We start from the raw sequence: 14,102 nt of genomic DNA on the forward strand, positions 1-14,102 counted from the left end.
AAGCTTTTAACTAGCAATAAGAAATTTTAAAAAGGATTTTAAAATGGAAATATCGAAGGCAAATGGGCAAATGGATACAGCTTTGGCAAACATTAGTCAAAGAACAAATGAGACACAGGCTAGTTCAAACATTCAAACCGATAGAAGTCAAAGCCAAGGAGGCGATGATGAACAACAACAAGGTGTGAGTGAAAAGTTAGCTGATATTACAAAAAAGCTAAATGAGCAAATGGATTCTTTAGATACTAATGTTCGTTTTGGTTATAGCGATAAAATTAATTCTATGTATATTAGCGTGACTGAAAAAAGTACTGGAAGGGAAATTCGTCAAATTCCTAGCGAAGAAGCTATGAGACTAGCTGAGTATTTTAGAGATGTGATAGGAATGATATTTGATAAGGAGAGTTAAAAATGGCATTTGGTAGTTTATCTAGTTTAGGATTTGGTTCTGGAGTTTTAACTCAAGATACTTTAGATAAGTTGAAAGAAGCTGAACAAAAAGCTCGCATTGATCCTTATACTAAAAAAATCGAGGAAAATACAACCAAACAAAAAGATTTAACTGAGCTTAAAACAAAGCTTTCTGCTTTTCAAGCAGCTGTATCGTCTTTAGGAGACTCTACGGCTTTTGCAAAAAGAAAGGTTATAGCAAGTATCACTGATAATCCTCCTGCAAGCCTTAGTGTGACTTCAGGTGTTGCTTTGCAAAGCATGAATATCAATGTAACTCAACTTGCCCAAAAAGATGTTTATCAAAGCAAGGGTTTGGTAAATGATACAGGAATTATCAATGCAAGTTTAAAAGAACCTACAAATTTAACTTTTTTTTCTAATGGAAAAGAATACAGCGTTACTATAGATAAAAATACAACCTATAGTGATTTAGTTGATAAGATTAATACTGCTACGGGTGGAGAAATTGTAGCTAAGATGGTAAATACAGGAGAAAAAGACGCACCTTATCGCTTAACCTTAACGAGCAAAGAGACAGGTGAAGATAGTGCTATAAGCTTTTATCCGGGTGCAAAAGATTCTGATGGTAAATATAAGGTTGATGAAAATGCTAAAAGTGTTTTTGAAAGTCTTGGTTGGAAACTCGATGAAGATGCTTTAAAAGCTGAAGATTTTGATCCTGCTAAAAGTAAAAAAGGTGTTGGCATTGTTGATAGCGAAGATAATCCTTTGCATATTCAAAAAGCTCAAGATGCTAAATTTACCATGGATGGTATCAAGATGACAAGATCGAGCAATACTATAACCGATCTTGGTGTAGGTATTACTTTGACTTTAAATAAAACAGGTGAAATTAATTTTGATGTTCAGCAAGATAGTGAGTCCGTTACTAAAGCTATGCAAGATATGGTCGATGCTTATAATGATTTAGTGTTAAATCTTAATGCCGCTACAGACTATAACAGCGAAACAGGAACTAAGGGTTCATTACAAGGTGTGACAGAGGTAAATTCTATACGATCTAGTATCATTTCTGTGCTTTTTAAAACCCAATCGGTTGATGGTACTGTAGAAGATGATAATGGTAATAAGGTAAATACTAAAGTAATGCTTTCTTTACAAGACTATGGTTTAAGTATGACTGACTCAGGGACTTTAAATTTTGACTCTTCTACTTTTGAAAGTAAGATGAAAGAAAATCCTGATTTAACTGAAAGCTTTTTTTCAGGCATTACTCAATACAAGGATATAAACTATACTGGTGATTTAATTAAAGAAGATAGTCTTAAAGACTATTTAGGCAAAGAAGATGGTAAAGGTATAAGTTTTGAATCTGGAAAATTTCAAATTGTTACAAATTTTGAAACTTATGATTTATCTAAAAATGCCGATGGAACCACTTTTAAATTGACAGGTGAAACAGAACAAGAAATGCTTCAAAATTTGGCTAATCATATCAATAGTAAAGGTATTGAAGGTTTAACAGTTAAAGTTGAAACTTATGAAAAAGATGGAGAAAAAGGATATAAGCTTAATTTTAAGACCGATGGAAGTTCTGATTTTGCCATAAAAGGAGATAGCGAATTTCTTAAACAATTTGGTTTAAGTCAAACGAGCATTGCCGCTGAGGCAGTTGAAGGTGTGGGTGTTTTTGCTCAGCTTAAAACAACTTTGCAAGGCATAACTGGTACAAATGGTTCTTTAACAAAATACGATGAGAGTTTAACGAATGATACTAAGTCTTTAACTCAAACTAAAGAATCAACTCAAACTTTGATTGATACAAGGTATGATACAATGGCAAATCAATGGTTGCAATATGAGAGCATCTTAAATAAACTTAATCAGCAATTAACAACTGTGACTAATATGATCAATGCAGCAAATAATTCTAATAATTAAGGATAAAAAAGATGCAAAATAGTTTAGCTTATAATGCTTATTCTCAAAATCAAGCGGGGATAGAATCTCCGCAAAAACTTATCGAAATGCTTTATGAAGGAATTTTGCGTTTTTGCGCAAGGGCTAAAGTGGCGATAAGAAACGAAGACATAGAACAAAGAGTGTACTTTGTAAAAAGAACAACAGCTATTTTTATAGAGCTTATTAATACTTTAGATTATGAAAAAGGTGGAGATGTGGCGCATTATTTAAGTGGGCTTTATACAAGAGAAATTCAACTTTTATCTTTGGCAAATTTAGAAAATAACGAAGAGAGAATCAATGAAGTTATAAATGTAACCAAAGGTTTACTAGAAGCTTGGAGAGAAGTACATAGTAATGAAACAGTGGCTCAGTGATTTTAAACTCGCGTTAATTCAAGAAGATATTAATAAGCTTGAAAATTTGCTTGATAAACTTGATATGAAAGCTTTTATTAAAAATTTAGCTAAAAGATCACCCTCAGAAGACTTTTTAAAAGAAAATATGAATGATGTATTTTATCAAATTCAAGCTCTTTTGCAAGAAGCTGTTATACTGATTGAGCAAAAGAAAAAAGCAAAGGCTGTTGAAATTCAAAAATTTCAAAAAGCTTTGACCTATGTTAGATCTTAAAAAGCATAGCGATAAGCCGAGTTCTGTCTTGAATGCTCATTTATCTAGTTTTGTTTTTACAAACAAAATCAAGCGAAGGGTCAAAACAAAGACGCTAACCATCCCTTCTTGCTGCACATTGGGTTTACATAGCCGAAATTGTTGCCAAAATCGCTGGTAGGCTTTTACCCCACCGTTTCACCTTTTCCACTTGTGTGGTAGTTTTCTTTCTGTTGCACTATCCCTTAGGTTACCCTAGCCATCTGTTAGATGGAATGCTTGTCTTTAGCAGCTCGGACTTTCCTCTTCTAAAAAGAAGCGAGCATTTACTATGCTTTAAATTTAAATTTTAGCGTAATTTTACTTATTTTTTTATCAAATAAAATAATTTTATTGTGATATCAATCAAAATTTGATAGAATTATTTTTTATTTTTTTAACAAAGGAAATTTATGGCATCTTATTCAATGGGTGATTTAAAAAAGGGACTTAAAATAGAAATCGATGGAATTCCTTTTAAAATAGTTGAGTATCAGCATGTAAAACCAGGTAAAGGTCCTGCTTTTGTGCGCATTAAAATCAAATCTTTTATTGATGGTAAAGTGCTTGAAAAAACTTTCCATGCAGGCGATAAATGCGAAGCTCCAAATCTAGAAGATAAAACCATGCAGTATCTTTATGATGATGGTGAAAATTGCCAGTTTATGGATACACAAACATATGAACAAGTAGCTATAAGTGATGATGATGTGGGTGAGGCAAAAAAATGGATGCTTGATGGTATGATGGTAGATGTGCTTTTCCACAATGGTAAAGCTATCGGCGTAGAAGTTCCACAAGTTGTTGAACTCAAAATCATCGAAACGGCTCCAAATTTTAAAGGTGATACTCAAGGATCAAATAAAAAACCAGCTACATTAGAAACAGGTGCGGTAGTTCAAATTCCTTTTCATGTGTTAGAAGGTGAAGTTATACGCGTTGATACTGTGCGTGGTGAGTATATAGAAAGAGCGAACAAATAATACAAAAAAAGCTTTTGGAGTATTCCAAAGCTTTTTAAATTTATATAATTTTTTATTTTCTTTATTTTATTCTTCAAGGTATTTTTCAAATTTTTAAACTTGACTTTTCTGTAGTGTTTTAATTCTATATTATAAAGATGAGCTTATGAGAATATTCTTTCTATTTTCAAATATTTTTAGATGGGATTATAGTATTGTTTTTTTGCCTAAAAAGGGTTTTTGCTTGTTATAATTCAAGATATTCTGTAAAATATTTTATAAGATGAGTAAATTTGTTACTAAATAGATATTTTTTAAATTTTAGATTTTGTTTTTATGCTTTGAAAAATATATTTTTTGATATCATAAGCCCTATAATATTTTAAAGGATGATAATGGTTTTTTTAATCATCTCTAGTATTATAGTAGCCATCATTTTAGGCTATATTACTAGACATAATGTTGGAATTTTTGCTATGATTTTTGCTTATATTATAGGAGCCTTTTTTATGGATTTAGCTCCTAAAAAAATCATAGCTTTTTGGCCTATTTCTATATTTTTTGTTATTTTTGCTGTTTCATTGTTTTATAATTTTGCAACCGTAAATGGAACTCTTGAAAAATTAGCTGGACATTTAATGTATCGTTTTGCTAATCATCCTTATTTACTTCCTTTTGTTATTTTTGTGGTTAGTGCTATTATAGCTGCTTTAGGAGCGGGTTTTTATACGGTTTTGGCTTTTATGGCACCCCTTACTTTTTTGCTTTGCGATAAAATCGGTTTAAGTAAAATTGCCGGAGCTATGGCCATAAACTATGGTGCTTTAGGAGGAGCAAATTTTATGACTTCTCAAAGTGGGATTATTTTTCGAGGATTGATGCAAAATTCAGGAATTGAAGCAAATGAAGCTTTTATAAATTCTAGTATTATTTTTGCTTTTACTATAATTTTACCTATTGTGGTATTATCTTTTTTTGTGTTTAATGCTTTTAAAAATAAGATGCAAACCAGTGTTATTTCAAAACCTGATCCATTTGATTATAAACAAAAAACTACTTTAATTCTCATGTTTATGATGATTATTGTTGTTTTAATCTTTCCTGTGCTAAATATTATTTTTCCGCATAATGAGATAATTAGTTATTTTAATAAAAAAATAGATATAGCTATGATAGCCATGATTTTTGTTGCCATTGCTTTATTTTTAAAATTAGCCGATGAGAAACAAGTTGTTGCTTTAATTCCTTGGGGAACCTTGATAATGATTTGTGGAGTAGGGATGTTAATTAGTATAGCGGTTGAAGCGGGAGCTATAAAATTATTTTCAGATCTTGTAGAAAATGAGATCAATGTGATTTTTATTCCGTTAATAATGTGTGCTATTGCAGCTTTTATGTCGCTTTTTTCAAGTACTTTGGGTGTGGTTACTCCAGCACTTTTTCCTATAGTTCCAAGCATCGCTGCAAGCAGTGGATTAAGCGAGGCATTGCTTTTTTCTTGTATTGTTGTAGGGGCCCAAGCTTCTGCTATTTCTCCTTTTTCTTCTGGAGGAAGTTTAATTTTAGGATCTTGTCCTGATAAATATAAGGAAAAATTATTTAAAGATTTACTTATTAAAGCTGTGCCAATAGGATTTATGGCGGCGATTTTAGCTACTATTATAATGAGTTTTATTTTATAAGGATAATTTAATGAAGATTGATACTCATGCACATATATTTTTGAAAAATTTAAATACGGTTGCAAATGCAAGATATAAGCCTGATTATGACGCTAGTTTTAAAGATTATAAAGCAAATTTAGATCATTATGATTTTGATAAAGGGATTTTAGTTCAGCCAAGTTTTTTAGGTGTTGATAATGAATTTTTGCTTCAGAGTATCGAAAAAGATGAAAATATAAAAGCTATAGTTGTGGTTGATGAAGGTATTAAATTTGATGAGCTTCAAAAACTAAAAGAAAGAAAAGCTTGTGGAGTTAGATTAAATTTAATTGGCAAAGAATTGCCAAATTTTAAAAGTACGGTTTGGACTCAATTTTTTGAAAATTTAAGTAAGCTTAAAATGCAAATAGAAATTCAAAGAGATTTGGATAATAATCTTGTTGATATTGTTAAAAATTTAATTCCTTATGGTTGTAATATTGTTATCGATCATTTAGCAAGAGCTAATGCAAGCTTAACAAATTTAGAGGATTTAATTTACTTAAAAAACTCTAGAATATTTTTTAAAATTAGCGGTTTTTATAGAGCAAAAATAGACTATGTTAATAATGAACAAGCTGTAAAATTTGCAAAGAAAATATATGAAATTTTAAAAGAACATTTTCCACTTAGCAATTTTGTTTTTGGAAGTGATTGGCCGCATACAAATTTTGAAGCAAATGTTAATTTTTCATCGGCTCTAGCAGCTTTTAATGAAATTGTTGTATCTAAAAAAGAACAAGAGCAAATTTTAGGGGATAATGCTTGTGTTTTATTTGACTTTTAAGCTTTTCGTTTTATCCTAAAGATGTATTTTGCAATGCGTTCAAAATATATTCTTAGATAAGGTTTATAAATTACAAAACCACCCAAAAGTCCTAAAATGCTTCCTATTACGACATCAACTAAACGAGTGAGTATTAATGTATTTGCATTTTCACTCATAAAATTAGCTGCTTCTGAAAGATAAGTAGCATAAGGAGTAAAAAAAATCATAGCTAAAGCATAGTTTCGATTGACTAAAAATTGTCCTATAAAAAACAAAGACATCATAAGTAAAATAAGCTCTATATTGTGAAATTGTTTAGATAAAAGCCACCATGCAAAACATACTCCTAAGGCCGTTCCTATGATGCGTTGAATTTGTTTAATCCATATAGAGTTTAAAGTTACACCTTGCATAATAGCTGTGCAAGAAATGGCTATCCAATAACTTCTTTCAAGTTCTAAAAAAGTTCCTAAAAATATAGAAAAAGCTACAAAAGAACCCATAATCAAAGAATCCACAAAAACTGCATCAAAACCTATGTATTCTCTAGGTGGAATTTCGCCAGGTAAAGCATTTTTAAATCCATAAATCACAACGATAGAATATAACAAAGCCATTAAATTAGCTACCATTGCCCCAAGAAAAACAAGACCCACTAAAAAGATAAAATCCTTAGCTTCAAAAGGAGAATAAGCTCCTAAAACACAAGAAAATACAAAGAAAAAATATCCAGGTGCACCAATGTTATAATATCTAACTAAAATAGAACTTCCCATAGCCACAAGTCCTATAGGGATGAAGGCAAAAATTGAAGGTAAAAAATGGGTTAAAATTCCTAAGAAAAAACTAGAAACTATACCAAAAGAACAGCACATCACAACAGCCATTCTATGATATAAAGGAGTGTTTGGAACATATAAAAAAGATAAAGCTCCTATCATGGCAATGAGTCCATAGTTTAATTTTCCAAAAAATACACTAAACCCTAAAACTATACCCACACCCAAAGCCGCAAAAAAAGGCATTTGCCAAACTTGTTCGCTTGAATTTAGTTTAGCAATTTCTTTAAAGTGCTGCTTTAGTATTTCTATTTTATTCACTCTCGAATTTGTCCTTCTCCATTAATTATATATTTATAAGTGCAAATATCTTCAACCCCCATAGGACCTCTTGCATGCAATTTGCTAGTTGAAATTCCAACTTCTCCACCAAAGCCAAATTCTCCTCCATCGCTAAAACGCGTTGAAGCATTAGCATAAATACAAGATGAGTTTATAAGGCGTTGAAATTTAGCGATATTTGAAGCATCATTTGAGATAATGGTTTCAGAATGCAAGGAGCTGTGTTTATTGATATGCTCTATAGCTTCATCGCAATCTTTTACTAATTTTACACTTAAAGCAAAATCAAGCCATTCTGTATCAAAGGTATTTTCATTTGCTTTAAAAACTTCTAAATTTGAGTTGTTAAAATAAGCCAAAGCATTTTCATGGGCGTGAATTTTTACCTTAAATTTTTCAAATTCAGGGATTAAAAGACTTATACAATTTTTAGCAATTTGTTCATGTATTAAAAGCGTTTCTAAAGCATTACAAACACTTACTCTTTGACACTTTGCATTAAGGATTATTTTTAAAGCCATATCTAAGTTAGCGCTTTGATCTACAAAAGCATGACACAAGCCCTTGTCTTGCTTAATAAGAGGAATTTTGGTATTGTTTGCGATTTCTTGTATCATATTTGAACTACCGCGAGGTATGATCACATCGATTAAATCATCAAAAGTTAGAATTTGCTTGATCTCGTCTCTTTGAGTAAGCATAGCAAAACAATCTTGCAAACCAAATTCCTTAAGTATTTTGCTAACAAGAGTAAATATAGCTTCATTTGTAAATTTTGCTTCACTTCCGCCTTTAAATACACAAGCATTAGAACTTTTTATCATTAAAGCTACAATTTCAGCACTAAGACTAGGCCTTGCTTCGTAAATAACACAAATGAGTCCCAAAGGAATGCTTATTTTTTTTATGCTCAAACCTGTATAATTTTTCCAGCCTTTAGAAATTTTGCCTATGGGATCTTCGATATAAGCGATTTTTTCTAGGCCTTCACAAAGAGCTAAAATGCGTTTTTCATCTAACAAAAGCCTATCTTTTATTGCTCCACTTTTTGTGAAATTTGCTATATCTTTTTCATTTGCTTCTAGGATAATTTTGAAATTTTCTCTTAAAATTTGAGCTAATTTTAAAATAATTTTTTCTTTATCTTTAGGTGTTAAGTTAAGTAGTTTTTGAGAATTTTTCTTAATATTTTCAAGCAAATTTCGCATTTTTAATCCTTTATTTACAAAAAACTTGATAAATTATACAAAAAAAATCAGAATTGAAAGGTAAATATAAATGAAAAAAATAGATTTAATTATAGTAGGTGCAGGTCCAACAGGCATAGGCTGTGCGGTTGAAGCTAAGCTTAAAAACAAAGAAGTTTTGATACTGGAAAAATCAAATAACATTTGCCAAACTTTAATGCAATTTTATAAAGATGGCAAAAGAGTAGATAAAGCTTATAAGGGATGCGAAGGAACTAATCATGGACATGTTCCTTTTGAAGATGGTACCAAAGAAAGTACTATAGAAACTTTTCAAAACGTATTAAAAGAACACAATATAGAAGTTGAATTTGGCTCTGAAGTTGAGAGCGTTAAAAATGAAAATGGAGTTTTTTTAGTAAGCACAGCTAAAGGCGTTTATGAGTGTAAAAACATCATCGTTGCTATAGGTAGAATGGGTAAGCCTAATAAGCCTGATTACAAACTTCCTATGACTTTAACAAAAATCATTAATTTTAATGCCAATTCAGTTTTGGGAAATGAAAAAATTCTTGTTGTAGGTGGCGGAAATTCAGCAGCAGAATACGCTGTGGATTTGGCAAATTCAAATCAAGTTAGCCTTTGTTATCGTAAAAAAGAATTTACAAGATTAAATGATATAAATCTTAAAGATATTCACGAAGCTGGAAATTCGGGTAAAGTAGAGTTAAAACTAGGAATTGACATTAATGAAGTAGAAGATGATAATGGCAAAGCTAAAGTAAATTTTACCGATGGTACAAGCGATATTTATGATAGAATCATTTATGCTATTGGTGGTTCTACTCCACTTGATTTTTTACAAAAATGCGGGATTAATGTTGATGATAAAGGCGTGCCTTTAATGGATGAAAACAAACAAAGCAATGTTAAAGGCATCTTTGTAGCAGGAGATATTGCTACTAAAAATGGAGCAAGTATAGTTACAGGGTTAAATGACGCTGTAAAAATTCTTTCCGTGCTTTAAATTTTAGCCTTCGGGCTAAATTTGACTTATTAATAAGTAAATTTTATAATTCTTAGTTATTTTAATTTAAATCTATGAAAATGCAAAATAAAACTAATACAAAAACAACAATAAGAACTTATCGTTTAAATTTCTATATTTTAGGACTTCAAGCACTCTACTAGCGTCTTTAAAAATATTTTATTTTAATATTTTAAAGGATTTGTATGTCAAATATTTTTAGCACTTTAAGCCCTTTTAGGCTTTTTATAAAATGTGCCGTGCCAAATGTCATAAGCATGGCCTTTATTTCTTTTTATTATATAGTTGATGGAATTTTTGTTGGAAAATATCTAGGAAGTGATGCTTTAGCAGCACTAGCCTTGATTATTCCCTTTATTATGATGTCTTTTGCTTTGGCTGATATGATAGCTATAGGTTCAGCAGTGCAAATTTCTATGCATTTGGGTTTAGGCAAGAAGAATTTAGCTAGAAAGATATTTAGTTCTAGTATATTGATTATTTTTCTAATCTCTTGTTTTATTGGAATTTTGGAGTATTTTTTAGGACCTGTTTTGATTGATTGTCTAAATGTTAGCGATGAGATTAAAACCATGGCTAAAGAATGTATGTTTGTTTTTGCTTTATTTGCACCTTTTACCATGCTTTCTTTTGCCTTGGATAATTATTTAAGAATTTGTGGAAAAACAACCTATAGTATGATTATGAACATAATCATAGCTTTAAGTAATATTATATTTGATTATCTTTTTATAGTTGTATTTGGTTGGGGCTTGTTTTCGGTAGCCCTTGCAACTTGTTTAGGAATTGTTTTAAGTGGTATTTTTGGAATTATTCCTTTTTTATTTCAAAATTTAGAGCTTAAATTTTCAAGTTTATATATAAATTTGAGAATTTTTAAAAATATTCTTTATAATGGAAGTAGCGAGTTTTTTGGCAATGTTTCGGGTTCTTTATATAGTATTTTTGCAAATTTTGTTTTGTTAAAAATTTCTACCACTCAAGCCGTGGCAGCTTTTTCTATTATTTTATATATTGATAGTTTTATTATAATGCTCATTATTGCTATGGGGGATGCGATGCAACCTGCACTTAGTTATAATTATGCTAAAAAAGATTTTTTAAGGATTAAAGCTATTATAAAAGTGGTATTTTTTGCAGGGGGAATTTTATCTTTATTTTCTATAGTATTTATATTGATATTTGGAGAAAATTTAATAGCACTTTTTGCAAAAGAAAATGATCAAGAATTTAAAACTTTTGCTTATACAGCTTTGATGCTTTTTGCTTTTAATTATCTTTTTGCATGGTTTAATGTTCTAAGCGGTTCTTTTTTGACAGCTTTTAATAAGGCAAGCTTTTCTTTGGTTTTAAGTTTAATGCAAAATTTATTCATACCTTTATTTTTTCTTTTGATTTTATCCTACTTTATAGGTTTAAATGGAGTATGGTTAAGTCCATTTTTTGCTGAATTTTGTGTTTTGATTTTAGCTTGGATTTTTCTTAAAAGGATTTTTAAAGATCTATCTTTATAGGAGATAGATCTTTTTTAAATTTTATCAAAGGAGCTTTTTTATAATTTTTTAGAATTTATATCCTATTCCAGTTAAAACAACTTGATAGGTTTCATCATAAAATCCTATATCGCTATTTCTTTTTTCTATACCATAATTTGCAAAACCATAAAGTCCGTTATAGCCCAAAAATTGATTTTTAACAACTTTTAGATTAAGCTTAACTATATTACCGTCTTGTTTTTTGTGGAAGATAGGATCTGTTCCTACTGCTTCATATCTGCTAAGACTTAAATTTGGGGTGAAAATATAGTCATCAGCAAAAGCCAAATTTGCTCCCATGCTTAAACCATATCTTGAGTAACTTTGAGCTTTTCCATCTGCATCATTATAATCATAGCTTAGTCCTAAATTTAACAAACTATAATTGTAATTTAATTCAAACTCGTGATAATACCCCTCTCTTTTTAAAGAGCTGTGCTCAACTGCGTCTTTATCATATTTGTTTTTGCTAAATAAATATGAAGCTGTAAATTTTCCTAAATCACTTTCGTAAAGTTGAGAGATTTTAAAACCATATCTATCAACATCAGTTTCTTCTCTATTACCTATTTGATAAGGATTTGCATAAGCTTTTTCCCTTAAAGAAGAGATTACAGAAAAAGAAGTGCTAAAACGCTCTAAATAAGCTTTTTCGTAACCTAAAGCTATACCGCTGACATCTCTTCCATTGTAGTTTTTGATAAAAACTCTATCATTGTCTATAAGGTTACCATAGTAAAGTTCTACACCGATAAAAGGAATAAAAGAAGAGTCCGAATTATCAGCGTCATAACCACCTAAGTAATCACTATCCGCTAAAGTTGAAATATTGCTTTTAATATCTCTTGCACCTACACCTATGCTTAAATTTCCACTAAAACCTTCTTGAAAATCTACAGCCATAGCTGACTGGGCTAAAATGGAAGCTAAAATACATGAAAATAAATGTTTTTTCAAGTGTTCTCCTAATAAAATAAATGTTGTGATTATAATTGTAACTAATATTACATTAAATATTTATAAAAAATTAAAGTTTATAATTTTAAGTTTTTTTAGATAAAATTTTTAAAACTATTTATATTTATAAGGAAATTTAGTGCAACAAGAGTATTATGACTTGGATTTAGAGCGAGCTATTTTAAGCAGTTGCATTATGAGTGAAGAAGCTTACGCTAGTATAGCAGGCGATATCAGTCCGAAAGATTTTAGTCTTAAAGCTCATGAAGATATTTTTAAAGCAATTATAGCTTGTAGCAACAACAAAGAGCCTATTTCTATAAGTTTTTTAAAAAAACATAAAAAAATAGATGAAGAGATTTTAGCAGAAATTCTTGCCACTCCTTCTATGATAGATTTGCCTGCTTATGTAAATGAACTTCGCGAAAAGTCCATCAAAAGACAACTTTTGAGTTTTGCACATCTTTTACCAGCTCGTATTAATGAAAATCGTGCCGTAAGTGAAATCGCAGATGAAATTGGTAAAGAAATTTTTAGCATTACAAATCGTGTAAATTTTAGAGATATTAAAGATGTTAATATAATAATATCAGAACTCTTTGAAGAATTTAAAAAGCAAAAAACTTTAGAAAATAAAAATATCATAGGGCTTGATACAGGCTTTGAGGGTCTAAATAAAATGACAAAAGGTTTTAAAGGGGGTGAGCTTATAATAATCGCTGCACGCCCAGGTATGGGAAAAACAACCCTTTGTTTAAATTTCATTGATAAAGTTTTAAGACAAAATAAAGGTGTGGCTTTGTTTTCTCTTGAAATGCCCGCAACTCAAATCATGCAAAGAATGCTTTCTTCAAAAACTTCTATCCCTTTACAAAGAATTTTAACCGCAGATTTAAACGATGATGAATGGGAGCGTTTAGGAGATGCTTGTAATGATTATAGTCAAAAGAAATTATATATTTATGACAGTGGTTATGCAACTATCGCTGATGTAAGGGCTATTTTAAGGCGTTTAAAATCTCAAGATGAAAGTATAGGACTTTGTGTGATTGACTATATAGGGCTTATGATGAGTAATTCAAATTTTAATGATAGGCATTTGCAAGTGAGTGAAATTTCAAGAGGACTTAAGCTTTTGGCTAGGGAGCTTGATATGCCGATTATCGCACTTTCACAACTTAATCGTGGCTTAGAGCAAAGAGCAAATAAGCGTCCTTTGATGAGTGATTTGCGAGAAAGTGGAGCTATAGAGCAAGATGCGGATGCTATTTTGTTTGTATATCGCGATGAGGTTTATAGGGAGCAAGAAGAAAAAGAAAGAGAGAATAAAGCTAAAGCCGAAGGCAAAGCTTATCAAAGAATTTTTATACCCAATGCTATGCAAGAAAATGCTGAAATTATTGTTGGAAAAAATAGAAATGGACCGGTCGGAACTATAGAGGTTATATTTTTAAAAGAAAAATCTTGTTTTGTAGATAGGCCTATGGGCTATGAAGCTACTGAATTTACAGGCTAGCTTTAATTAATATAAATTAATTAAAAATATTTCACAGATAATTTCAATATTTAATTAATTTTACTCTCATTAAATCAATTTTTTATATAAAATAAAATTTAAATTGAAATTTTATAATTATATAATAATCAGTATTTAATTATACTTTAAGTTTAAATATTTTATTATTCCGCTATTTTATTTTTATATTTTATATTATTATTAAAAAATAAAAAATATGAAATTAATTTCAAAATAAATCATTTTAAATAAGGAAGGAGAAAAATATTTGAGTAAA

The 14,102-nt window shown here is 30.1% G+C and carries 13 protein-coding genes and 1 other RNA gene; 10 read left to right on the forward strand and 4 right to left on the reverse strand.

Annotated features, from left to right (window positions below):
• The first annotated feature begins 43 nt into the window (after window positions 1–43).
• Genes AJN58_RS02265 through AJN58_RS02280 form a run of 4 tightly spaced genes read left to right on the forward strand, consistent with a single transcriptional unit; the run spans window position 44 to window position 3,009 of the window.
• The gene (locus tag AJN58_RS02265; RefSeq protein ID WP_070233424.1) at window positions 44–409 is read left to right on the forward strand and encodes a FlaG family protein; all 366 of its coding nucleotides are present in this window, start codon (window positions 44–46) and stop codon (window positions 407–409) included.
• Between the two features lie 2 nt (window positions 410–411).
• Entirely contained in the window at window positions 412–2,355 is a 1,944-nt protein-coding gene (gene fliD, locus AJN58_RS02270) for a flagellar filament capping protein FliD (protein ID WP_070233425.1), read from the forward strand.
• 11 nt (window positions 2,356–2,366) lie between these two features.
• Entirely contained in the window at window positions 2,367–2,753 is a 387-nt protein-coding gene (gene fliS / locus AJN58_RS02275) for a flagellar export chaperone FliS (protein WP_070233426.1), read from the forward strand.
• Window positions 2,734–3,009, forward strand: coding sequence for a hypothetical protein (locus AJN58_RS02280; RefSeq protein ID WP_070233427.1), 276 nt, complete (start codon window positions 2,734–2,736; stop codon window positions 3,007–3,009). Before fliS ends, AJN58_RS02280 begins: the two co-directional genes overlap by 20 nt.
• Here AJN58_RS02280 and rnpB read toward each other — a convergent pair.
• Window positions 3,006–3,326: RNase P RNA component class A (gene rnpB, locus AJN58_RS02285), an RNA gene on the reverse strand. The genes AJN58_RS02280 and rnpB overlap by 4 nt on opposite strands.
• A 114-nt stretch (window positions 3,327–3,440) precedes the next feature.
• Here rnpB and efp point away from each other — a divergent pair.
• From efp to AJN58_RS02300, 3 genes are all read left to right on the forward strand, one after another.
• Window positions 3,441–4,010, forward strand: a complete 570-nt coding sequence (gene efp, locus AJN58_RS02290) for an elongation factor P (RefSeq protein ID WP_002855210.1) — start codon at window positions 3,441–3,443, stop codon at window positions 4,008–4,010.
• 368 nt (window positions 4,011–4,378) lie between these two features.
• A complete protein-coding gene (locus AJN58_RS02295) occupies window positions 4,379–5,671 on the forward strand; it encodes an SLC13 family permease (RefSeq protein ID WP_079860127.1) in 1,293 nt (430 codons plus the stop codon).
• A gap of 10 nt (window positions 5,672–5,681) precedes the next feature.
• Window positions 5,682–6,479 carry an amidohydrolase family protein gene (locus AJN58_RS02300; protein WP_070233429.1) on the forward strand — a complete coding sequence of 266 codons (798 nt, stop codon included), beginning with the start codon at window positions 5,682–5,684 and terminating at the stop codon, window positions 6,477–6,479.
• Here the strand turns inward: AJN58_RS02300 and AJN58_RS02305 are convergent.
• Window positions 6,476–7,561, reverse strand: a complete 1,086-nt coding sequence (locus AJN58_RS02305; protein ID WP_070233430.1) for an FUSC family protein — start codon at window positions 7,559–7,561, stop codon at window positions 6,476–6,478. The genes AJN58_RS02300 and AJN58_RS02305 overlap by 4 nt on opposite strands.
• Entirely contained in the window at window positions 7,558–8,790 is a 1,233-nt protein-coding gene (locus AJN58_RS02310; RefSeq protein WP_070233431.1) for a glutamate-5-semialdehyde dehydrogenase, read from the reverse strand. Before AJN58_RS02310 ends, AJN58_RS02305 begins: the two co-directional genes overlap by 4 nt.
• 70 nt (window positions 8,791–8,860) lie before the next feature.
• Between AJN58_RS02310 and AJN58_RS02315 the strand changes: the two genes are divergently transcribed.
• Together AJN58_RS02315 and AJN58_RS02320 are read left to right on the forward strand one after the other, a co-directional pair.
• The gene (locus AJN58_RS02315; protein ID WP_070286330.1) at window positions 8,861–9,796 is read left to right on the forward strand and encodes an NAD(P)-binding domain-containing protein; all 936 of its coding nucleotides are present in this window, start codon (window positions 8,861–8,863) and stop codon (window positions 9,794–9,796) included.
• Between the two features lie 206 nt (window positions 9,797–10,002).
• Window positions 10,003–11,331 carry an MATE family efflux transporter gene (locus AJN58_RS02320; RefSeq protein ID WP_070233433.1) on the forward strand — a complete coding sequence of 443 codons (1,329 nt, stop codon included), beginning with the start codon at window positions 10,003–10,005 and terminating at the stop codon, window positions 11,329–11,331.
• Window positions 11,332–11,379: 48 nt separating this feature from the next.
• On the opposite strand, the gene AJN58_RS02325 is transcribed toward AJN58_RS02320, so the two are convergent.
• Entirely contained in the window at window positions 11,380–12,309 is a 930-nt protein-coding gene (locus tag AJN58_RS02325; RefSeq protein ID WP_070233434.1) for a DUF2860 family protein, read from the reverse strand.
• Window positions 12,310–12,448: 139 nt separating this feature from the next.
• Here AJN58_RS02325 and AJN58_RS02330 point away from each other — a divergent pair, with 139 nt between their 5' ends.
• Complete coding sequence (locus AJN58_RS02330; RefSeq protein WP_070233435.1) at window positions 12,449–13,825, forward strand: replicative DNA helicase; 1,377 nt, start codon at window positions 12,449–12,451, stop codon at window positions 13,823–13,825.
• Window positions 13,826–14,102: the final 277 nt, after the last annotated feature.

It is taken from the genome of Campylobacter sp. BCW_4321 (assembly GCF_001763075.1).
In the GTDB taxonomy this organism is placed as follows: Bacteria; Campylobacterota; Campylobacteria; order Campylobacterales; family Campylobacteraceae; genus Campylobacter_D; species Campylobacter_D jejuni.